Consider the following 23,358-nt stretch of genomic DNA (forward strand, 5'->3'; position numbering starts at 1 on the left):
TTGGACGCATTGCGCCATTCACCCCACACTGCCCTTATTGACAACATAGGGGCAGCAACCCGCGGGGACAAAATGGAAGATTACGAAGACAGAGTCAGCCGCAGGAAGATATTGACCGCGATGGCGGCAGTCGGTCTGACAGGCGTGGTAGGTGACCTGGCAGATAAAAAGCAACGCCCACGCAAAATACCCAAGGTCGCGCCAGCCATGACAGCCGCCGCCATGCGTGCGCGCCGCCCGAATATCTTGCTGATCGTGAATGACCAACTGCGTCACTGGCAAGATTTGCCGACCGGGCTGGGCTTGTCGGCGCATGAACTGCTACTGGAGCAAGGCACCGGCTTCACCCGGTTTTACGCGAACACCACACCATGCTCCCCCTCGCGCTCGAACATGTATTTTGGTCAGCATACCCAGCACACGCTGATGACAGCCAATGTGGATGCACCCCCCTCTTTCCCGGAACTGGCCGATGGCTTGCCCAGCCTGGGGCATTTATTGCGGGCCCAGGGCTACTACACTGCCTATAAGGGCAAATGGCATTTGAGTCATCTGCGTGCCGACCCTGGCCTGGTCTATGGCCCCTACCCCAGCACGGCAGCTGCGCTGGAGCCGTTTGGATTTTCCGACTATAACGCCGATGGCGACCCGCATGGGGCAACCTGGACCGGCTATCGTTACGACGGACAGATCGCCAGCAATGCGGTGCAATGGCTGGCGACCAAAGGAGCTGGCATGCGTGGCAAGCAACCCTGGTTCCTGGCGGTCAATTTTGTCAATCCGCACGACGTGATGTATGTCAGTACCGGTGCCAGACAGGAAGCGACTCGCCTGCAAGCCAATATGCTGTCGCCCTTGTCATCGCCACCTGCCGGCGGCGTTTATGACAAGGTATGGGACCTGCCCTTGCCCGATAGTTATTATCGCGACGATTTGCGCGACAAGCCCTGGGCCACCAGGTCTTATGTAGACACCTGCAACTGGCTGTATGGGCATATCGACCCCAAGGATGAAACAGCCTGGCGTACCTATCAAAGCTATTACTTCAATTGCGTGCGGGATGTGGATAGCCATGCGCTGACCGTTTTGCAGGCACTGAAAAGACTGGACATGGACCGGGACACGATCGTCATCTACACCGCCGATCATGGCGAAATGGCCGGAGCACACGGGCTGCGCCAGAAAGGCCCTTTCATGTACAAGGAAAACATGCGTGTGCCATTCATCGTGCGGCACCCGGATGTCACGGGTGGCAGGACCAGTCATGCCCTGGCATCCCATATAGACCTGGTGCCAACCATACTGGGTATGGCTGGCGTTGATCCCAAAGCAAGGACTGAACATTACCCTTACCTGAAAGGCATCGATGTCAGTGTAGCCATCGCCTCGCCCACTGCGACTACGCTGCGCGACCAGAGCGGGATTTTGCTCAATTATGGTGTGCCCCTGTATATGGACCCGGATTTCACACGCAAGGGCGCTTTGACCGGCAAGATATACAGCAAGCTGAGCTCCCTGTTCATCGGCTTTGAGAGCGGCCAGTTTTTACCCAGTTTGGACAATCCTGCGCTGTTCCGAGGCATTTATGATGGGCGTTACAAGTTTGCCCGTTATTTCAAGCCATCCGACCACCATAAACCACAGGACTGGCAGAATTTGAGCACACGTAACGAACTTGAGCTTTATGATACCCAAGAAGACCCCAACGAAATCACCAACCTGGCGGCGCAAGCCGGGCAGCATAAAGACTTGCTGCTGGCCTTGAACAGCAAGCTCAATAAACTGCTCGATACGGAAGTTGGCGCGGACCTGGGCAAAGAATTACCAGGACCCTCGTTTGTCTATCATCAGGGCCCCGGAAACCCGGTTTGAACAAGTTAAAAAAGGGAGGAGAACATGCAGGAAAAAACCATACGTACCATCCTGTACGTCAGTGGTATCGTAACCATGCTGGCTGGCTTGCAGTTTGTGGCGCCTACCCTGTTCCTGCAGGCGTCCGGCATGCAGGTTGGCGACGTCACGGGTTTGTTCTTTGCCCGTCACTGGGGTTTGATGGCCTTTGTCGTGGGGGCACTGATCGTCTATGCGGTAAAGGAGGTCGCGGCACGATCCGCTATCTTGCTGGCTGCCGCTGCTGAAAAGCTGGGACTAGTGGTCATGTTGGTCCTCAACTGGGCAGAACCGGCCTTGCAGGGTTTGCATATTGCCGCCTTTTTTGATGGCAGTTGTGTGCTTTTGTACCTGGTCTATTTGCTGGGCAAACGACCATCAGTGTAAAAACAGTGCACCATGAAGAAATCCCCTTGCCAAGGCAAGGGGATTTTCAGTTTCTGTCGCTGTCCAATTCAAGTCGCTTCAACCATCAGAAGCAGACCTTGATTCAGATTACTTCTATTACTTCTTCTTCGCAGTTGCTTTTTCAGCAGCTTGTGTGAATTGCTGGGTAGCCTTGTTCAGGTTTTCTTCCAGGGTTTGCACAGCCTGCTTGGTTGTTTTGGACAGTTGCTCGTAACCTGCGTTGATGTTGCCAACAACAGTTTTCAATGCAGTAACTGCCTGTTCGGAACCGGCTGGAGCATTTTTTGTCACTTCATCGATCAGGGAAATCACTTTAGTATTTGTTTCAGCGATATGCGCTTCAACAGCTTTAGTGAATTCTTGCTGGGTTGCTGTCGTGATGCTTGCCAGGTGGCGGCCATATGCCAAAGCCTTTTCTGCATTTGGCTGAGCTTGAGCTGCAGTCAGTGTGAAAAATTCTTGTGGGTCTTTGGCAGCCAGCAATTGCTTGGCAGCAGCGGTATTTTCTTCAAAGCTGGCTTTTGCAGCATTGATGTTCAGGGCAAACAATTGCTCCAGGCCGTCAAATGCTTTTTTGTTCAGCGATGTCAGTGAAGCAAACTGGGCTTCCAGGCTGGCTTTGGTGGAAGCGATGAATTGTTCTGGTGTATTGGTAGTCATGTCATTCTCCGGTAAATGGAAATACTTGAAATTAAGTGGATCTGGTTTTGGCAGCGTCCATTAATTCTTGAATGGTGCACCGCAACAAATACGATTTTACACGGAGAATCCAAAAGGTCAAGCACTTTTTGTGCGACGCACCAAAATTATCTAAATGATATTTTCATATAAGCAAATGCACTTGCCTGAAAACAGCAATTACGCGGGCTGGGACACCACCATAGTTACTCTCAAGCAAATTTCTTTTCCAGCGCCAGCAAGCTCTCCTTGTTCTTCAGGCCACCGGCATAACCAGTGAGCGCGCCATTACTGGCAATGACCCTGTGGCAGGGGACGATTATTGATAAAGGGTTGCGGCCATTGGCGGCCCCGACTGCCCTGACTGCCTTTGGTCTCTGTATTTCCTGGGCCAGTGCGGCATAACTGCTGGTTTTGGCAAAGGGTATCTGGCGCAGGGCGGTCCAGACTTCTTGCTGGAAGCTGGTGCCGGAAGACAAATCCAGCGGCAGGTCAAAATCCTGGCGCTGACCGGCAAAATACTCCTGCAATTGCTGGCGTGCCAGTTGCAACACCGGGTGTTGCTCATGCTCTTGCCAGCCGGCACTGCCTTTGAAGTGCTTATGGTGCTCAAAATAGACACCGGACAGGCCTTGATCACTGGCGGCCAATAACAACGGGCCTATCGGACTTTGATAATTCATGTAGTACATGATGACTCCTTCAATACAAATGATTCTTTACTTCAGCGACTGCCAGAGCAGCAGGGCTGCATAGGCGCGCCAGGGAGCCCATGGCTGGGCCAATTGCAATAACTGTTTTTCTGTCAGACGCTCTGCTGGCGGTATGGCCAGTTGTGCTGCGGCTTTTTGCAGGCCGAGGTCTCCAGCCGGGAAAGCGTCGGAAAAACGCAGGGCGCGCATGGCTATATATTGAGCCGTCCACTCTCCTATGCCATGCACGGTTTTGAGTTTGGCCACCATCTCGTCCGAGCTGGCTGCCAGCTCCCTTTTCAGCCCGCCATCCATGGCAAACCGGGAGATATGCTGGAGCGTGGCGGCGCGGGCGCCGGGTATGCCTATGCCTGCCAGTTGGTCTATGCTCAGGCCAACGATGGTTTGCGGGCTGGGGAAATGGTGGCTGACGGCAGCAAAGGGAGTGCTGACAGCCAGACCAAAACGCTGCACCAGCCGACCTGCCACGGTAGTCGCTCCGGCCACACTGACCTGCTGGCCCAGCACGGCACGGATTGCCAGTTCAAAGCTGTCAAAGGCGCCGGGTACCCGCATGCCCGGCGTGTGCCGGATTTGCATTGCCAACAGGGGATCAGCCTCAAGATGGCTTTGTATCACGGCAGGATTGGCTTCCAGGTCGAACTGTTGCCGGACCCTGGCCATCAGGGGCATGAGCACTGGTGTCAGCGAAGGTGAGACTTGCAGGCTGAGCTGCTGTTTCGCTGGCAGATGCGCCACTTTCAACCAGCCTTCCAGACCGTCCATCTGCACACTGCGCACATAGGCTTTGCCCTCTTTCTCATCGATCACCGCCTCCAGCCCTGGCATGGCACGCCCTGCCAGATAGGCAATCACGGCATCCCAGGCATAGGGCGGGCGATAGGCAAGCTTCAGGCTGACACCCTCACCACCATGATCAGCAGCGCGGCGGATTGATCCCGGCGCCATCTGGTAACGCTCTGAAAACAGGGCATTAAAGCGCCTGACACTGCCAAAGCCGGCTGCAAAGGCGACTTCAGCCATGCCCAGGCCGGTTTCCTGCAAGAGCTTTTTTGCAAACAGCAGGCGCTGGGTCTGGGCCAGCTCTACCGGCGTGACGCCAAACTCCTGCAACATGACGCGACGCAATTGGCGCGACGACAAACCCACCTGATGGGAAAAGTTTTCTATGTCCGTCTCATTCAAAGCGCCATCGGCAATTCTTTGCCAGATGGCATGTGCCAGGTTTTGCTGCAGGGCATACGGCGCCAGCTCGGGGCGGCAACGCAGACAAGGACGAAAACCGGCTGCCTCGGCCGCAGCGGCACTGCTGAAAAATTCGCAAGAAGATTCACGCGGCGTCTTCACGCCGCAAACCGGCCGGCAATATACGCCTGTGGTTTTGACGCCGGTAAAAAATACGCCATCGAAACGGCTGTCCTTGGCTGCCAGAGCCCGGTAATAACATTGCTTTTGCGTCAAGCCATCGGTCGCAGCAAACAGGGATGGCGCCAGCGGGGAATGCTGGCTCCTGCCCGCTTCATTGATTTGTCCGGTGTGTGTATCCTGTTTCATTGCTGTCTTCTCTGGTAAGAGATAGTTAAATGTGCACTAAGTAACTGCAAACTGCTTTACTATCTTCAGGTGTATAAGTGTATTTATACGCCTCTGCGAATAACTCTTCTAGCCGTTTTCGGACAAACGACTCGTGCAACATGTGCCAGGTACTGAATTTGAACCGCAGTTTGCATTGCATCCCTATTACCGGGTGTGGGTATTTGCACTCACTGACTTGTCAGTTTTCTTCTGTTCAAGAAAGAGCGGGTCATGGATAAGGATGTGCCTCCCCCTCTGAAACCAGCAGAAATCCTGCTCGACTTGTCCTGCAATCGCTTGCTGGAAGAGGGGCAACCGGCCGAAGTCCTGCAACTGATCGCCGACACGGGCTTAAGTATCCTCAAGACAGAATGCGCCAGTATTCATTTGTTTGACGGTCCTGAATCTGATACAGCGGTTTTGCATTGCCATGCCCACTCCGGCCAACACCAGACAGCGCCGCCAGACGTGCCTGTCACACATCTCCCTTTGCTGACGCAGGCACTGCAACAGGACACCCCGCCTTTGCTGGCACATGATCTGCGGGCGCATGCACATGGCGCAGATCTCGGTCTCCTGTTGCAACGGACAGATGCACTTTCTGTCCTCGGCATTCCCTTGCGTCTGCATGGAAGAAGCATGGGGATCATCTGCTTTGCACAAATCAGCTGCATCAAAAACTGGTCAGGTGAAGATGTGCTGTTCGGTCGCCATCTGGCCAACCTGATACAGCAGGTACTGAGCCATGCCGAACATGCAAAGACCCAGAAACAGCTTGAAACCAGGGTCAGTGAACGCACCGCTGCCTTGCAGGCACAAACCGAGCAGTTGCAACAGGCACACCGGCATATCTACCAGTTAAGTGAAATCGGCAAGGAAATCACTTCCACCCTGGACCGCGATGCCATCATGGAAATCGTCTACCGCCATGTGCATGAGCTGATGGGTGCCGAAGTATTTGCCGTAGGCCTGTACCGACCAGAACAGGAAACCATAGAATTCCCCTGCAATATACTACGTGGGAAAAGGATGTTGCCATATATCCGCGACAGCAGGGACAGGGATTTGCTGTCAGTCTGGTGCGTACAGCATCAGCAGGCTATCTTCATCAGCGACATCCATGCCGAATACCAGGCGTATATCGGCAAAACCGGTCTCAACAAGCTGACGGTGGACAGTGCCTATATTGCCGGACTCGAAAAAATCATCCCGGTATCTCACATCTATGTGCCACTGATGATCAAGGGTCGTACCATCGGTTTGATCGCCATACAGAGTACGCAAAAAAATGCCTTTAAACGCATGCATCTGGACATCGCCATGATGCTGGCCGCCTACACTGCCATTGCTGTCGAAAATGCCGAGACTTATCAACAGTTGCTGAAGGCCCAGCAAATCCTGATTTCGCAAGAGAAGCTGGCCGCTCTTGGTTCACTGGTCGCCGGCATCGCCCATGAATTGAATACTCCGATAGGCAATAGCCTGCTGACTGCCACCACCTTGCAGGAAGAGTCAGCATTATTTTTGCGCAAGCTGACAGAGAACAGCCTGAAACGTTCTGACCTGAACCAGTTCACCGCCATCATCAATAATGCGAATGAGCTGTTGCTGCGCAACCTGAAAAATGCCAGCGACCTGATCAGCAGCTTCAAGCAGGTATCGGTCGACCAGACCAGTCAGAAATGCCGTCATTTCAATCTGCACAAGACGACACTCGAAGTCATACGCACCTTGCACAACCTCATCCATAAACATGGTCACACCCTGACCATGGATATCCCCGACGACATCGATTTGCACAGCTTCCCTGGCCCGTATGGCCAGGTACTGACGAATTTAATCAACAATGCCCTGATCCATGCATTTGAACATCGTGATAATGGCAACATGCATCTACGCGCCTTCAAGGCACCTGATGAGCAGGTGCAGATCATCTTCTCGGACAATGGCAGAGGTATACCGGCACAGGACCTGCGCCGTATTTTTGATCCGTTCTACACGACCAGGCTGGGTCACGGCGGCAGCGGACTGGGCCTGAGTATCGTCCACAATCTGGTGAGCACCATCATGCACGGCAAGATCGATGTTGACAGCACTCCAGGCATGGGTACGCGTTTCACCGTCACTATCCCTCTCAATATCGTCAGTGCCCAGCCAGACAACGAAGACGATTGACTGTAAAAATCAGCCATACCGTCATGGTCAAAGCAGCAGTCCACATGGATTTTAAGTTTGTCATACACTTATACGTAACTTAAAGCCAAGCCAACCGCCATGACTGCCAAAACCACCCCCGACCTGAAAACCGTACTGATCGCCAGCGGCTTTGTGCTGACACTGTCCATGGGGGTCAGGCATGGCTTTGGTTTCTGGATGCAACCCATTTCCCAGCAACATGGCTGGACCAGGGAAACCTTTTCCATGGCCATGGCCATGCAAAACCTGATGTGGGGCGTGTTCGGTCCATTTGCCGGAATGGCAATAGACAAATTTGGCACGACCAGGATGGTGGTACTTGGTGCATTCCTGTATGCCGCCGGTTTGCTGTGGATGGCGGTCATTGATCAACCCACTGTATTCATACTGGGAACCGGCATACTGATTGGCGCGGCACTGGCCTGTACTTCATTTGGCGCGGTCAGCGGCATCATAGGCCGTACCGCACCAATGGAAAAACGCTCATGGGCCTTTGGCATTTCGTCGGCCTCCAGTTCCTTTGGTCAGTTCATCATGATGCCGATAGAACAACGCCTGATTGACCAGGCTGGCTGGCAAACTGCGTTTTACCTGTTGGCCGCCCTGGTTGTACTGGTCATGCTGCCGATGGCCTGGCGCTTGCGCGAACCGGCACTGGAACAGGCTGATGGTCCACAGCAAAGCATCTCCGAGGCAATACGCGAAGCCTTTGCCTACAAGCCATTTTTACTATTGATTGCCGGTTATTTTGTGTGCGGATTCCAGCTGGTGTTTATCGGTGTACACATGCCTGCCTACCTGAAAGACAAGGGTATTCTCGACCCTGGTGTTGCCGTATTTGCCCTGGCGCTGATCGGTCTGTTCAATATCTTCGGTTCTTACTATGCAGGCAAACTGGGCGGCATTTTTTCCAAACCCTATTTACTGTCATCGATCTACTTTGCCCGCAGCATAGCGATAGGCCTGTTCCTGCTTGCGCCGCTGACTGCTTATTCCGTCTACCTGTTTTCGGCTGCGCTAGGGGTTTTGTGGTTATCAACAGTGCCACTGACAAATGGTGTGATTGCCAATATTTTTGGTGTCAAATACCTGTCCATGCTGTCAGGCTTCGTGTTTTTTTCACACCAGGTTGGCAGCTTCCTTGGTGTCTGGCTGGGCGGGTTCATCTATACCAGGATGGGGAACTATAATATGGTCTGGGGCATCGTCCTGGCCCTGGGCATTTTTGCCGCCCTAGTCAATCTGCCCATCAATGACAAGCCCATCGCCAGGGGTGCAGCCATCGCTGCCTGAGTTGAGTGCCGAGTCGAGTGTGAATGATGATAAGCCTGTCTATACCTCTACAGAAAAAACTGGCCCGACTGCTATGGTGGCTGTTGATGGCCTCGGTACTGGCCCTGGTATTTCTTGCCTATTTACGTCCTTCCTTCATCCTCGATCTGGCTAATCGCTTTGTATTGTGCTGAAAGAATAAGAGCCAACAAAGCTTGGTCACCCGGCTCAAACGCAAACACACTTGTAAATGAACCAGCAAACATGCATACAGCACCATCAGGTGCTGTTTTTGTATGCAGAGTGAACGAATTGGCTACGTCACTGTCTGCTACACTGTCCTCCCTTTTGATCAAAAAATGTCATCCACTTTTGGGTAAAACAATATGAACAAACACCTCATGCTCATTCTGTTGGGTTCGGCACTGGCGACACCATTTGCCCATGCGGCCCCGCTGACACCTGTTACAGTTGATGCCGGCAGCCATGTCGCTGCAAAAAAACCGGCTGGCAAGCTCGCTGACAACCCGTTTTTTGCGGCCAGCACACTGCAATATGAATACCCGGCTTTCGACAAGATCAAGAATGCCCATTACGCCCCCGCCTTTGCCGAAGGCATGCGTCAGCATAGTGCAGAAATCATGGCCATTGCCAATAATCGCGCTGAACCGACTTTTGACAATACCATTATCGCCATGGAGCGGGCAGGCCAGATGCTCAACCGCGTATCCATCGTCTTTTCCAGTCTGACTGGCGCCCATACCAACCCAACGATGGAAGCCCTGTCGCGTGAGCTGGCGCCAAAACAGTCTGCCCATCAGGATCAGGTGTTTTTGAACGCCAAACTGTTCCAGCGCATCAGCAAACTATATGAAGCCCGCCAGACTTTGAACCTGGATGCCGAATCACTGCGCCTGCTCGAGCGTTACTACACCGACTTCGTCCGGGCTGGCGCCAAATTGTCCGACAAGGACAAGCAAAAACTCAAGAGCCTGAATGCCCAGCTGGCCAGCCTGGCAACGACGTTCAGCCAGAATGTGTTGAAAGAGACCAATGCCAGCGCTATCGTGGTCGACAGCAAAGAAGAATTGCAGGGTCTGTCAGCAGAAGAAATTGCCAGCGCAGCAGAAGCCGCCAAGGCACGCGGCCTGAAGGACAAGTATGTGATCCCCCTGATGAATACCACCGGTCAGCCGTTCGAAGCCAGTCTGGCCAACCGCGCCCTGCGCCAGCGCCTGCATGAAGCATCGGTCAATCGCGGCAGTCATGGCGGTACATTCGACAACCGCCAGGTGGCAATCGACCTGGCGCGCCTGCGTGCAGAACGCGCCAGCCTGCTTGGTTATGCCAACCACGCAGCCTATGGCCTGGAAGACGAGACTGCAAAAAATACCACCGCAGTCAATAAGATGCTGGCCGACCTGGCACCGGCAGCGGTCAATAATGCCAGGGCTGAGGCCGCGGAATTACAAAAAATCATCGATGCCCAGCAAGGCGGCTTCAAACTGGCAGCCTGGGACTGGGCTTACTATACCGAACAGTTGCGCAAGGCAAAATACAGCTTTGATGACAGTCAGTTACGCCCGTATTTTGAATTGAAGAATGTGCTGGAAAATGGGGTGTTCTTTGCAGCGACCCAGTTATACGGCATCACTTTCAAAGAGCGCAAGGACTTGCCGGTCTACCACCCCAGCGTCAAGGTATATGAAATCTTTGATACTGATGGCAAAAGCATGGCGCTGTTTATTGCCGACATGTATGCACGTGACACCAAGCGCGGCGGCGCCTGGATGAATGCCTATGTGGAGCAGGCCAGCCTGTTTGGCAGCCACCCTGTGATTGCCAACCATCTCAACATTCCACAACCGCCTGCTGGCCAGCCTACCCTGCTGACTTTTGATGAAGTACGTACGGCTTTTCATGAGTTTGGTCATGCCTTGCATGGTTTGTTCTCCCAGGTGAAATATCCGCGCTTCTCCGGCACCAATGTACCGCGCGACTTCGTGGAATACCCTTCCCAGGTCAATGAAATGTGGGCGACCTGGCCAGAAGTACTGAAGAATTACGCCAGACATTACCAGAGCGGTGAAGCAATACCGCAAACCCTGGTCGACAAGATCAGTGCCGCCAACAAGTTCAACCAGGGTTTTGCGACAACAGAGTACATTGCCGCATCCTTGCTTGACCAGCGCTGGCACCAGTTGACGCCGACACAAGTCCCCAAGGATGCACTGGCCTTTGAAGCAGAAGCACTGAAACAGGCCGGTGTCGACTTTGCGCCTGTGCCACCACGTTATCGCAGTACCTATTTCTCCCACATTTTCGGCGGCGGTTATTCAGCTGGCTATTATGCCTACCTGTGGAGCGAAGTCCTTGATGCCGAAAGCGTGGAGTGGTTCAAGGAAAACGGTGGCCTCAATCGCAAGAATGGCGACTGGTTCCGTCAACAACTCCTGTCCAAGGGGGGTAGTATTGATCCGCTGGAGTCTTTCCGTAACTTCCGGGGACGTGAGCCCAGGATAGAGCCGCTGTTGATACGTCGGGGCTTGAAAGCTCAGTAAACAGCAGAAAAACAGGGTAAGAAAAAAATAGAAAGGGGACATTGTCCCCTTTCTATTTTTTGATGAGCAACCACGCGTGGCTACTCGATTTATCCTAATTTTCCCGCGTCAGCTCATTCCAGCTTCCAGACAAATTCCACTTTTGCCCACACCTGGTCAGGCTTACCATCCTTGGTACCAGGCTTGAACTTGCATTGTGCAAGCGCCGTCAACGCTGCCTTATCCAGACTCTTGGAACCACTTGATTTTTCAACCTTGGACTCAACCACCTTGCCATCGGTGCCGACCAGAAAACCCATGGATACCGTACCGGTCTCTTCATTCATCAGGGCCGCTTTGGGATACTTGGGTGGGTCGCAGGATTTGCTATCCATGACTGGTGCAGTTTCTGCTGCCATGACGGATGCACTCAGGGCCAGCAACAGGGATGAAACGAGGATTGATATTTGAGGTTTCATAGAGATCTTCTTATGTATTTTCTATTCAGTATAAAAAACTTCCAACAGATTTCAAGGCAGAAGCATCATTGGTAAAGCCGACCGGTTTCGTCTGTGCGGCATGACAACATGCCGCACTTTATTTTACATAAGCCTGAACAGGTGGAGCTTAAAACTCTTCCCACTCATCAGCACTGCTGTTTGCGGCAGCAGCTTTTTTTGGGGCAGCTTTGGCAGCAGGCAGAGATTTGATCTGGGTAGCCCTGCCTTTAGTTTTGATGGCTACGACGGGCTCCACACGACGCACTGGTGCTGCAGGCGCGGAAACAGGTGCAGCGATTTGCTGGGCACGTTCGCCAACATGCAGCTTGAAAACGCTGACCACTTTGGCCAGCTCAGATGCCTGGTCCTGCAGACTCTGTGCGGCTGCGGCAGCCTGCTCGACCAGCGCAGCATTCTGCTGGGTGACGCCGTCCATTTCTATGATGGCGTGGTTGACATGTTCGATGCCTACGCTTTGTTCCTGGCTGGCAGCGCTGATTTCTGCAATGATGTCGGTCACATGCTTGACGCTGGAAACCACCTGGTCAATGGTGACACCAGCCTGACCGACCAGCTTGGTGCCAATCTCGACCTTCTCGACAGAAGTACCGATCAGGGTCTTGATTTCTTTTGCAGCAGCGGCACTGCGTTGTGCCAGATTGCGTACTTCAGCCGCCACCACGGCAAAGCCACGTCCCTGTTCACCGGCACGGGCAGCTTCAACCGCAGCATTCAGAGCCAGAATATTGGTCTGGAAAGCGATACCGTCAATCACACTGATGATGTCGACGATTTTCTTCGATGACTCGTTGATGGAGCCCATGGTATCAACCACCTGGGCCACCACCACACCACCCTGGCGGGCCACTTCAGATGCCGATGCGGCAAGCTGGTTGGCTTCACGGGCATTGTCGGCATTCTGTTTCACTGTCGTCGTCAGTTCCTTCATCGAAGACGTGGTTTTTTCCAGTGAACTGGCTTGTTGTTCAGTGCGGGAAGACAAATCCAGGTTGCCCGTCGCAATTTCACTTGACGCAGTAGCAATGGTGTCCGTGCCGTTACGAACTTGGGCAACAATATTGACCAGGCTGTCGCGCATGTTTTTCATTTCAAATAACAGGCTGGCACGATCCCCGGACTTAAGATCAATAGGTGAAGTCAGGTCACCGGCGGCAATCTGTCCGGCAATGGATGCAGCGTAGTCAGGTTCACCACCGAGTTGCTTCAACAGACTGCGGCTGATGTACCAGGCTGCGCCCAGGCCCGCCAGCAATGCCAGCCCGCCAAGTACCAGCATCAATGTCGTGGCCGCCTTGAAAGCCCCGCTTGCTTCATCAGCAGTCTGGGTATTGAGTTTATCTTCGAGTGTTACCAGCTCATCGAGCGTATCAAGCCATTTTTTTTGGACCGGACGCAGTTTCTTGATGAGGGTGATGGTGGCAGCTTCGGCATTGTTGGCCAGCCCCAGTTCCTGCGCTTTCGCCGGCAGGGCCGCCGCAGCGCTTTCTGCTTCTTTCAGCTTGCCCAGCAAGGCTTTCTTTTCGGCGGACACACTGCCGTCTTCAGTCGCCATCTTGTTGAGCTTTTCATCAGCCGCTGCGTACTTTTTCGTTTGCTCAGCAATCTTCGCCAGTTCCGGTTCCATGTCCGCAGCATCATTGAGCAAGGTCAGGTTACGCAATGAAACCAGGCGGTCATAAACAATGGCGCGCATGTCCAGCGCCAGACGGGTCTCGGCGTTGCTGACATTGACTATCTTTTCCAATCGCCCCTGTATCTGCGACATTCTTGAAATGCCGACGGCAGTTACCGCAATTAACAAGGCCAAAACCAGAGCAAAACCCAGCCCCAGACGTTTACTTACTGTCATATTTGATAAATTCATTTGCTTGACTGGTTGGAAAAGAGGTTGAAGATACTATTCGCTTGTTGGCGAAAATTTTTTATCAAACTTCCATGCTACCTATTAAAGAGCGCCCTGAATTGGTGCAAAATTTCAGGTTTTCATCCCAGTTTCATCACAACAAAGTGAAGGCTGATATGTCAGCTAAAGCGCTCAAAATACCGAAAAATAGCCGATAAAGTTAGAAATATACTCGAATTTTTCTCAGTAGCAAGAAGTTTTTACTCTCGGTGTTAGCACGAAATTACATGTTATTTACCGATATGAAAAGAAAATATTTTCATTTCTGCAGGTTTACAAATTTGCCTAATTTTTTTGCAGGTTAACTATCCTTGCCTGATAGATGCTTTTACTAAATTTTCTACAATGAATTCCGGCTTTTCCATTCGCTCGTGGCATTTCTTGATCAAATTTGTATATATTTTGCTTGCACTCCTGAAGCCGTTCTGACCTTTCCCGTTGATCAGTTTTTGTTTAAAAAATTTTTTACGTCTGCATGTCGTATCAACAATAATTCACAATCCCGGTACCGGATTCCGTCCTCAACCTTGACATACCCAGGCACCATTCCTGAGCGCGCCATCAAAAATACGAGCTCCGTCCTATGCGAGAATGGTAGTAACGTCAGATGATCTGGTTATTTCCTGGCATGTGCATGCACCAAAAAAAACCCGCAAGCGCATGCTTGCGGGCTTTTTCAATTGCTATCCTGACTGGACTAGATCAGAACTTGTGGTTGTACTGCACGGACAAACGGATGGAGCGCGGCGCTGTGTAAGATGTTTCCTGGCCAGCAGTCGGGCTGACTGCATCGCCAGCACGGCTGGTGTTGTAGCCTTCATCAATACGGTCAGCAACTTGAGAGTTGAACACATTCAGGATATCTGCCTTCAACAGCAAGCCCTTGACCTGACGTGGCTTGTACATGAAGTTGAGATCCAGGCGTTTATCCCAAGGCAGTTTGCCCAGTGCGCCACGACCATTTGGAATACCAGTGCTGGCTGGGCACAGGTAGAAAATGGAGCCGTACTGGAACAGACCCAGGCCTTCCTGATCCATTGCGGAAGGGATGTTGCAAGTCAGTGATTTTGGGCGGCCGGATGCGACCAGGACATTGGCACCAACAGCAAGTTCTGGTGTGAACTCATACATACCATATGCCTTGAACTGATGGGTACGATCATTTGGCAACAGACCACTACCATTGATCATGGTTTCCGGGAAGTCCCACAGAGAGCTGAAACCTACGTCAGACTGACCATTATCAGACTTGGTCTGACCTTCCTGGTTACCTTCGCTACGTGACCAGGTGTAGTTGAACTTACCATACCAGCTGTTGCGCAGCGGATGTTCCAGCATGAATTCCAGCGCTGTGTAAGTACGTTTCGCTGCTTCAGGGAAACCTGCCTGGGCTGCTGTCACAGTAATCGCGCGCTGACCGCCATTGGCATTGACCGGAACAATGAAAGTGTTGTCCTGGCCAGGATTGAACAGGGCACCATGCCAGCCCAGGTTATCCAGATAAGCACGTTCAGCGCCTGACAGTTGTTTCAGGATAGGACGCACATCAGAATAATCGTCGATGGTGTTTTTCAGCTTACGATAAGTAAACTTCACGCCACCATTGAATTCTGGCGTCAGTGCTTTTTCGAAACCGATATTGATTTCATCCTGATAGTGGGCCTTCAGGTTGACGGCTGCCAGTTCATTGGCTGTCTGTTCATTACCAAATTCATTATTGGCAGAAACAACATTACTGATAGCATTCAAACCTGTCGGTGCGCCGGTTTTTGGATCAACGCCGGTATAGGTATAGAACTTGTCAGTATTCACGGAAACACCGGCAAAACGCACAGCCAGGTTGGCTGGCAATTGCAAGTGGTAACGGCCGGCAGTACCGAATACTTTCAGGGAGCCATCGCCATTGACATCCCAGGCTGCGGCGAAACGTGGAGCGAGCATGCTCTTCTGCTCAACGAAAACTTCACCTTTACCATTCATGTTGGAAAAGGATTCATTACGCAGACCGAAGGTCAGCAGGATGTCTTTCGTCACCTGGTAGCGATCTTCTATGTACTGCGCGGATTGCTTGACGGATGGTGTAGAACCAACAGAGGTGATGTTTTCCTGGACGTAGTAACCATCTTTACCGTAACCGCCGCCAGCTGCCGGGGAAATGTTATGACCAGACAGGACCGCGTTTGGATTGGTTGCGCGCAGATAAATCCAGTTACCGCCACCAGCTGCAACAGTACCGGCTACCGCTGTGATTTTGTTGTAATCAAGACCGGCGCGAACTGTGTGTTCTTTGTTCAGCTTGTATTCGACGTCGAGACGATAACCCTTGTTGGTATCGTTGGCGCCATCACGCAACAAGGCAGCAGTAAAGCCTTGCGGATCTGTTGGCGTGTAGTTGATGCCTGGTACGCGGTTCGCTTCAGCCGCAGTGATCGGGCGTACGCCTGGTATGTAACCAAACGGGTCTTGTTTGCGCTCAGTCTTTGCCTGGCCGATCAAAGCCAGCAAAGTCAGGTCATTGGTCAGATAGCCTGTGTACTTCAGGATATCAACATTGGAACCTTGTGCAGCAGCCAGCGCAGCACCGTTGGCGTTCAGGCCCAAGATGCCAGATGCATAGTTCTTGAAGGTCGCGCCACCAAACTGGGTATAACCGCGCTGCTTGGTTGCGTAGTCAAAGCCGAAGTATTTGTCATCGACCTTGGATTCATCACCAATGCGGGTGTACTCAAGGCGGTGATCATCAGTGATATTCCAGTCCAGCTTGGCGATGTAGCGTGGCACTTCAGATTTCTGTTCCAGCCAACCCAGCTTGTTATTGGTTGTATTGCTCGATGCCAGGCGGGCAGTCTGACGGTCAGTCTGGTTCAGTTCACCACCAAAGTACAAGAACAGTTTGTCCTTGATGATAGGGCCGCTGATGTAAGCGTTATAGATTTTTTCATTCTGTACGTCACCAGCCTTGTAGTTCCAGATCGTACCGTCAGTGCCTTTGTTGGCAGGTGCTCCCGTATTCGGGTACATGATGTTCTTGGGCGTGGCACGCAGGGAATTCGGTGCGTAAGTGAAACCGGCGCCGACTTCCCAGGTATTGGTACCGCTCTTGGTCGTGATATTGATCACGCCACCGGTAGAACGGCCGAACTCTGCACCATAACCGCCAGTGATGACCTGGGCTTCAGCAATGGAGCCGAAAGGCAGGGAAGAATAACCGATCTGGTACAGGCTGCTGGTGACAGGGAAACCATTGATGTAAGCCGCATTTTCAGAGGAGCTGGAGCCACCGAAGCTGGCGGCATTATTACCATAACGGCTATCGCCGCGAGTCGTACCACCGGCCAACTGAACGATGTTGGCAACTTGTGGCGCTACTGGCAATACAGCCAATTCCTTGGCGGTGAAAGAAGAGCCTGAATTGGAACTCTTGACATCAATTGCCTTGGCGCGCTGGGTGATCTGCACAACCTGGGTGCCGAAAGTCGCTTCGCTGTCCTGGCCGATACGGACTTCGAGGTCCTGGGTACCGACAACACTCGCGCCTTCGAGCAGGGAAACTTTATAGTTACCAACCGGTACAGACGTTGCGCGGAAAGTACCGTTGGCGTCTGGTGTGATGGTGCGCTTCACACCATTATCCACACCAACGATGGAAATGCTGGTGTTCGCTTTGACCGCGACCTTGCCAGAAATCGTACCGGTGGTATTCGATTGCGCCATGACGACAGGGTTGATACCCACTGTCATTACACCGGCTCCAAACGCAAGCATTAACGCGCGGGCAACCAGTGTCTTTTTAAATACTAGACTATTTTTAGACATGTGTTTTTCCTAAGTATTTGTATCATTAACACGTAACACGAAATGACCTTCAACTCACTAAATTCGTGTAACTTCTCCCTCCTGCTTGCAAAAACAAGAAAAACCCCCAGATGCACGCCTTAACCGGATGTAATTTCCCCTCCATGGCATTGTGCAGCTTTCATGTATTTCTGCAATTTATTGCAATTCAGAACAAATATTCTTAACAGTTAAAAAATGGTCCACATTCCATATCCACAAGAAACTTGCTCAATTTTCTTTAAATAGGAAAAGTGGAAATGTAAATTTTTCTGTCAAAAAATACTTATATGGCATGGAACCATTTGACTGTTTCAGTGTCAAGATTGATTTTTTATTATTAAAATAACCACCCTGCCAGAAAAGCAGGTATCAAAAATCATTCGGTTACCTCAGGATTTTTTGGTGCATTGCGCACCATTTGTTTTCATCGTTATTACCGACGGCAACATAATTCGCTTTAATTCACCCTAGGGATGCTGGAACAAAATTTTATTATCAGCTATGAGAATTGAATGAATAAAAATTCGTGGTGTTTTTGATATTTTTTCTGTAAAGATTTGAACCAACTCAAGAATATTTTCAAAAGAGCAACTCTGCTTGCTGATAAATTGTGCATTTTATTGCTGTAATAATGAGCAGCAAGCGATGTTGACAGGTGTTGATATATTTAAATACATGTCTTTTTCTGTATCTTTAATGAGACAAAATTCATGTATTGGTAATCAGGCAATGATTGCCCTGGCTTTGGACGTAAAAAAACCCGCAAGCACGCTTGCGGGTTTTTTCTTGCTACTAAGCTATCAGAACTTGTGGTTGTATTGTACTGACAAGCGGACAGAGCGTGGTGCTGTGTAAGCTGTTTCCTGACCTGCAGTCGGGCTGATCGCATTACCAGCAGCAGCGACGTTGTAACCTTCGTCGATACGTTCAGCAACTTGAGAGTTGAATACATTCAGGACATCTACCTTCAACAACATGCCTTTGACTTGAGTTGGCTTGTACATGAAGTTCAGATCCAGACGTTTGTCCCATGGCAATCTACCAGCAGCACCACGGCCATTAGGCACACCGGCCGGGCACAGGTAGAACACGGAACCGTATTGTGACAGGCCCAGACCTTCCTGATCCATTGAGGAAGGAATGTTGCAAGTCAGTGATTTTGGACGGCCAGATGCGACCAGCAAGTTGGCGCCAACAGCGAATTCTGGTGTGAATTCATACATGCCGTATGCCTTGAACTGATGAGTACGATCATTTGGCAGCAAACCGCTACTGTTGATCATCGCTTCCGGGAAATCCCACAAAGAGCTGTTACCGACGTCGGATTGACCATTGTCAGACTTGGTCAGACCTTCCTGGTTACCTTCTGTACGTGACCAGGTATAGTTAAATTTACCATACCAGCTGTTACGCATAGGGTGTTCCAGCATGAATTCCAGCGCTGTGTATTCACGTTTCGCTGCTTCCGGGAAACCTGCTTCTGCCGCCGTCACTGTGACAGCACGTTGCTTGCCACCACCGATAGGCACGATGAAAGTATTGTCCTGACCTGGATTGAACAGAGCACCGTTCCAGCCATTGTCTTGCAGATACTTGGCATCTGCTCCAAGTTTCCTCCAGATTACACGAGGATCAGAATAATCATCGATGGTGTTTTTCAGCTTACGGTAAGTAAACTTCGCACCGCCGTTGAATTCTGGTGTCAGCGCTTTCTCGAAACCGAAATTGATTTCATCCTGATGATGAGCCTTCAGATTGGTCGCGGCCAATTCGTTGGCAACTTTGTCCTGGCCAAATTCAGCATTGGCAGACAAAACGCCACTGATCGCGTTCAAGCCCAATGGAGCACCAGTTTTAGGATCTACGCCAGTATAGGTATAGAACTTGTCGGTATTGAGGGAAGCACCGGCAAAACGCACAGCCAGATTGGTTGGCAGTTGCAGATGATAACGGCCAGCAGTACCGAATACTTTCAGCGAACCGTCGCCGTTGACATCCCACGCAGCAGCCAGACGTGGCGCCCACATGTTTTTCTGTTCAACGAAAACTTCGCCAATACCGTTCATGTTGGAGAAGGATTCATTACGCAGACCCATTGTGATCAGTACGTCTTTAGTTATCTGATAACGGTCTTCGATGTAGAACGCGGATTGCTTGACAGACGGTGTCAAACCGCCGGAAGTGATGTTTTCACGTACATAGTAACCGTTGGTACCAAGACCGCCACCTGCTGCAGGGGAGATATTGTGACCTGACAGAACAGCGTTAGGATCGGTGGCACGCAAGTAAATCCATTGTCCACCACCTGCTGCCTGGGTACCCATGACTGCTGTGATCTTGTTGTAATCGAGACCACCACGGATTGTGTGCTCTTTATTCAACTTGTATTCAAGGTCAAGGCGGTAACCTTTGTTCTGATCGCCAGCACCGTCACGCAGGAGCGCGCCGGTGAAGTTTTGTGGATCAGTTGGCGTGTAGTTGACGCCAGGTGCACGGTTGGCATCAGCTGCAGTAATAGGACGCAGACCCGGTGTATAGCCGAAAGGATCTTGTTTGCGGTCTGTCTTGGCCTGGCCGATCAAAGCCAGCACGGTCAAATCATTGGTCAGATAGCCTGTGTACTTCAGAATATCGATGTTGGAACCTTGTGCAGCCGACAGCGCAGCGCCGTTGGCGTTCAGGCCCAGGATACCGGATGCATAGTTCTTGAAGGTTGCGCCGCCAAACTGAGTATAGCCACGCTGTTTAGTTGCATAATCAAAGCCGAAATATTTGTCATCAACCTTGGATTCATCGCCGATGCGGGTGTACTCGAGGCGGTGATCGTCATTGATATTCCAGTCCAGCTTGACGATGTAACGTGGCACTTCAGATTTTTCTTCCAGCCAGCCAGTTTTTGCATTGGCTGTGCTGCTTGACGCCAGACGGGCAGTCTGACGGTCAGTCTGGTTCAGCTCGGCACCAACATAAATAAACAGCTTGTCCTTGATGATAGGACCGCTGACAGAAGCGTTATAGATTTTTTCATTCTGTACGTCGCCTGCCTTGTAGTTCCAGATCGTGCCATCAGTAGCGGCATTGACCGGCGCACCTGTTTTTGGGAACAGGATATTTTTTGGCGTTGCGCGCAGGGAATTAGGGGCGTAGGTAAAGCCAGCGCCGACTTCCCAATTGTTAGTACCGCTCTTGGTTGTGATGTTTACCACACCGCCAGTGGAGCGACCGAATTCTGCACCGTAACCACCAGTGATCACCTGGGCTTCAGCAATGGAGCCGAAAGGCAGGGAAGAATAACCGATCTGGTACAGGCTACTGGTGACAGGGAAACCGTTGATGTAAGCCGCATTTTCTGCTGAGCTTGAGCCACCAAAGCTGGCTGCATTGTTACCAAAGCGTGAGTCACCGCGGGTCGTGCCGCCAGCCAGCTGAACGATGTTGGCGATTTGTGGCGCCACTGGCAATACGGCCAATTCTTTGGCGGTGAAAGAAGACCCGGAATTCGAAGTTTTAACGTCAATTGTTTTGGCGCGCTGAGTGATCTGCACGACCTGGGTGCCGAAGGTCGCTTCGCTGTCCTGGCCGATACGGACTTCGAGGTCCTGGGTACCGACAACATTCGCGCCTTCGAGCAGGGAAACTTTATAGTTACCAACTGGTACAGACGTTGCACGGAAAGTACCGCTTGCATCTGGCGTGATGCTACGCTTCACACCATTATCCACACCAACGATGGAAATGCTGGTGTTCGCTTTGACCGCGACCTTGCCAGAAATCGTACCCGTGGTATTCGATTGCGCCATGGCGACAGGGTTGATACCCACTGTCATTACACCAGCCCCAAACGCAAGCATTAACGCGCGGGCAACCAGTGTCTTTTTGAATACAAGACTATTTTTAGACATGTAATTTCCTAAGTTTGCATTGACATTAAATTACACAGAATCACCTGGATAAGGCCCTCCCTGTGCAACTTACTCAAATAAAACAAGGTACGCTTGCAACCTGATCCCTATCTGATCAGAACGCCGGACTGGCTGATCCCGGTGCTCCGTAGTTCATCAGGCAACGCCACTCTTGCCTTATTCAACTCCTCCACAAATTGATTTATCGAATCGTGCAGTTTTTGTCTGTCCACCTGCAAGGAAGTCTGGGACGATCACCGCAAAATATGGGATGAAGATACCTGTACAAACCTTGAAGCCTATTCAATAAAAAAATTTGTAACGCATAGAAACATTCTCAAGAAACGATGTCAATCTACCCATTTTGTCTGATTCGCTAAAAAACAACGTCCAAAATGCAGCATTCGTTTGTGATTTGCTGACTACTCTTAACTGAAATAGAAAAGCTCAAAAAATATCTGAAAATAACTGGATTTCGCTGATTTCGCATATACATCTAGCACACGTCAAAAAAGCTGAATAAAAATCAGAAAATACAAAAAATACCCAAATGAAAACCATAAATCGTATGCTTTTATGGATACTTCCATATATTTGTTCTAAAGCAAATTCAAGCAAAAACTGAGGAAACAGTTATGTGTCTTGCACATGTATAGTGCAAATTAAAAAAGTTCCGTAAAAAAAAATATTTTTTCCTTGCTCAATTCTGAAAAATAATTTTTACCTGCAAATCAGGTCAAAAGCATGACAAACTATTCGCATCTCCCTTCAAAGCCTGGAATCATCTGCATTTCAGATGCCACTTGTTGTGAACTGGGTCGTATTACTGCCCGATGAGGGCGAAAAAAAAGCCAGTCTGAGACTGGCTTTTTTATATCTGAGAAAAATCAGCTTATTTTGCTGAAGCCTCGGCAGAAGCTGCTGCAGCAGCTTTTACTTCTGGCTCCTTGAATTTTGCACCGCCGGCATTGGCCATATGGACCACAGCACGCGCAACTTCAACATCATCCAGGTCAGGATTGCCGCCTTTGGCTGGCATGGCGCGCAGACCGCCGATTGCATTTGCAACAACCTTGTCATAGCCTTGGGCAATACGTGGACCCCAGGCGCTGGCATCGCCGAATTTAGGAGAACCGGCAGCACCGCTATCATGACAGGCGGCGCAAATTGTTTTGTATACAGATTCACCAGACTGCAATACTTTAGGTCCATTGGCATCTTTGAAGGTAAAGCCCTGATCTGCAACCGGACTGATACGGGCAGCGATTGCTTCCTGTGTCTGCGCGGAAGAACCTGCACCAACTTTTTTGTCATTCGATACAAACTGTACCAGCAAAACAATGGCAATAATGGGGACCAGGAATCCGGCGAGAACAGCAACGATAAGTTGCTTAGGGGTCTTGATCGCTGATTCGTGTTCGTCGTGCGCGTCGCTCATGGTTTCCTCAATGCAAATAAATTAGGTACAGAAAATCTTTAGTTTATGCAGCCTGGCAAATACCTTGGCAAGTGCCAAAGCTTGGAATTATAGTGCGAAAGCGCCACGTTTGGAACGAAAAGCGGCTACTTCAGACGAAGATTCAGGAAAATCAACCAGGATTAACGACAATTTCCCTGGTTTTATGCTGAAGGCAAAGCACAAATTAGGGTAGAATGTTGTCCTTGCATTATGAGTACTTCACGATGCATGCCCACGCGCCAGTAGCTCAGTTGGATAGAGTACAGCCCTCCGAAGGCTGGGGTCGCACGTTCGATTCGTGTCTGGCGCGCCAACCTCCTCCCATGCTCCTCAATCATCAAATAAACCGGACAGTCAAGACAGCACTTGTCGAACTTGCCATGCATGTACTATGCTTGCCCGCTTTACAAGTATTTCCTGATTTGAACTGAAGCCTCCCTGCCGCGGTCTTACGCCATGCTTAA

General features: G+C 51.0%; 14 protein-coding genes and 1 tRNA gene. 7 read left to right on the plus strand and 8 right to left on the minus strand.

The annotated features are described in order from the left end of the window. The first annotated feature begins 72 nt into the window (after positions 1 to 72). Positions 73 to 1,872, plus strand: coding sequence for a sulfatase family protein (locus LZ463_RS04170; RefSeq protein ID WP_241454140.1), 1,800 nt, complete (start codon positions 73 to 75; stop codon positions 1,870 to 1,872). 24 nt (positions 1,873 to 1,896) lie between these two features. Further along, positions 1,897 to 2,277: a hypothetical protein gene (locus LZ463_RS04175; RefSeq protein ID WP_241454142.1), complete on the plus strand. Its 381-nt coding sequence runs from the start codon at positions 1,897 to 1,899 to the stop codon at positions 2,275 to 2,277. 117 nt (positions 2,278 to 2,394) lie between these two features. On the opposite strand, the gene LZ463_RS04180 is transcribed toward LZ463_RS04175, so the two are convergent. The 3 genes from LZ463_RS04180 to LZ463_RS04190 form a co-directional block, all read right to left on the minus strand. Then, the gene (locus LZ463_RS04180) at positions 2,395 to 2,958 is read right to left on the minus strand and encodes a phasin family protein (RefSeq protein WP_241454144.1); all 564 of its coding nucleotides are present in this window, start codon (positions 2,956 to 2,958) and stop codon (positions 2,395 to 2,397) included. A gap of 230 nt (positions 2,959 to 3,188) precedes the next feature. Continuing rightward, positions 3,189 to 3,668, minus strand: a complete 480-nt coding sequence (locus LZ463_RS04185) for a methylated-DNA--[protein]-cysteine S-methyltransferase (RefSeq protein ID WP_241454145.1) — start codon at positions 3,666 to 3,668, stop codon at positions 3,189 to 3,191. A 27-nt stretch (positions 3,669 to 3,695) separates the two neighbouring features. Continuing rightward, positions 3,696 to 5,243, minus strand: a complete 1,548-nt coding sequence (locus tag LZ463_RS04190; protein WP_241454146.1) for a DNA-3-methyladenine glycosylase 2 family protein — start codon at positions 5,241 to 5,243, stop codon at positions 3,696 to 3,698. A 252-nt stretch (positions 5,244 to 5,495) separates the two neighbouring features. Here LZ463_RS04190 and LZ463_RS04195 point away from each other — a divergent pair, with 252 nt between their 5' ends. From LZ463_RS04195 to LZ463_RS04210, 4 genes are all read left to right on the plus strand, one after another. Continuing rightward, positions 5,496 to 7,439: an ATP-binding protein gene (locus LZ463_RS04195; RefSeq protein ID WP_241454147.1), complete on the plus strand. Its 1,944-nt coding sequence runs from the start codon at positions 5,496 to 5,498 to the stop codon at positions 7,437 to 7,439. A gap of 99 nt (positions 7,440 to 7,538) precedes the next feature. Beyond that, the gene (locus LZ463_RS04200) at positions 7,539 to 8,753 is read left to right on the plus strand and encodes an MFS transporter (protein ID WP_241454148.1); all 1,215 of its coding nucleotides are present in this window, start codon (positions 7,539 to 7,541) and stop codon (positions 8,751 to 8,753) included. Between the two features lie 23 nt (positions 8,754 to 8,776). After that, positions 8,777 to 8,926, plus strand: a complete 150-nt coding sequence (locus LZ463_RS04205; RefSeq protein WP_241454149.1) for a hypothetical protein — start codon at positions 8,777 to 8,779, stop codon at positions 8,924 to 8,926. 192 nt (positions 8,927 to 9,118) lie between these two features. Further along, positions 9,119 to 11,293, plus strand: coding sequence for a M3 family metallopeptidase (locus LZ463_RS04210; RefSeq protein ID WP_241454150.1), 2,175 nt, complete (start codon positions 9,119 to 9,121; stop codon positions 11,291 to 11,293). Between the two features lie 113 nt (positions 11,294 to 11,406). Here LZ463_RS04210 and LZ463_RS04215 read toward each other — a convergent pair whose 3' ends face one another. The 5 genes from LZ463_RS04215 to LZ463_RS04235 all read right to left on the minus strand — a co-directional run bounded on the left by LZ463_RS04215 (position 11,407) and on the right by LZ463_RS04235 (position 22,873). After that, complete coding sequence (locus tag LZ463_RS04215; protein ID WP_489686080.1) at positions 11,407 to 11,691, minus strand: energy transducer TonB; 285 nt, start codon at positions 11,689 to 11,691, stop codon at positions 11,407 to 11,409. A 208-nt stretch (positions 11,692 to 11,899) separates the two neighbouring features. Beyond that, positions 11,900 to 13,642, minus strand: coding sequence for a methyl-accepting chemotaxis protein (locus tag LZ463_RS04220; RefSeq protein ID WP_241454152.1), 1,743 nt, complete (start codon positions 13,640 to 13,642; stop codon positions 11,900 to 11,902). 756 nt (positions 13,643 to 14,398) lie between these two features. Then, positions 14,399 to 17,512, minus strand: a complete 3,114-nt coding sequence (locus tag LZ463_RS04225; protein ID WP_241454153.1) for a TonB-dependent receptor — start codon at positions 17,510 to 17,512, stop codon at positions 14,399 to 14,401. Positions 17,513 to 18,333: 821 nt separating this feature from the next. Next, positions 18,334 to 21,435 (minus strand): TonB-dependent receptor, encoded by a 3,102-nt coding sequence (locus tag LZ463_RS04230; protein WP_241454154.1) that lies wholly within the window; start codon positions 21,433 to 21,435, stop codon positions 18,334 to 18,336. An 892-nt stretch (positions 21,436 to 22,327) separates the two neighbouring features. Then, positions 22,328 to 22,873, minus strand: a complete 546-nt coding sequence (locus tag LZ463_RS04235) for a c-type cytochrome (protein WP_241454156.1) — start codon at positions 22,871 to 22,873, stop codon at positions 22,328 to 22,330. A 257-nt stretch (positions 22,874 to 23,130) separates the two neighbouring features. On the opposite strand from LZ463_RS04235, the gene LZ463_RS04240 reads away from it, so the two are divergent. Next, positions 23,131 to 23,207: transfer RNA gene (locus LZ463_RS04240), tRNA-Arg, on the plus strand. The last annotated feature ends 151 nt before the right edge of the window (positions 23,208 to 23,358 follow it).

The sequence above is a fragment of the Undibacterium paludis genome (assembly GCF_022568815.1).
Classification (GTDB): domain Bacteria; phylum Pseudomonadota; class Gammaproteobacteria; order Burkholderiales; family Burkholderiaceae_D; genus Undibacterium.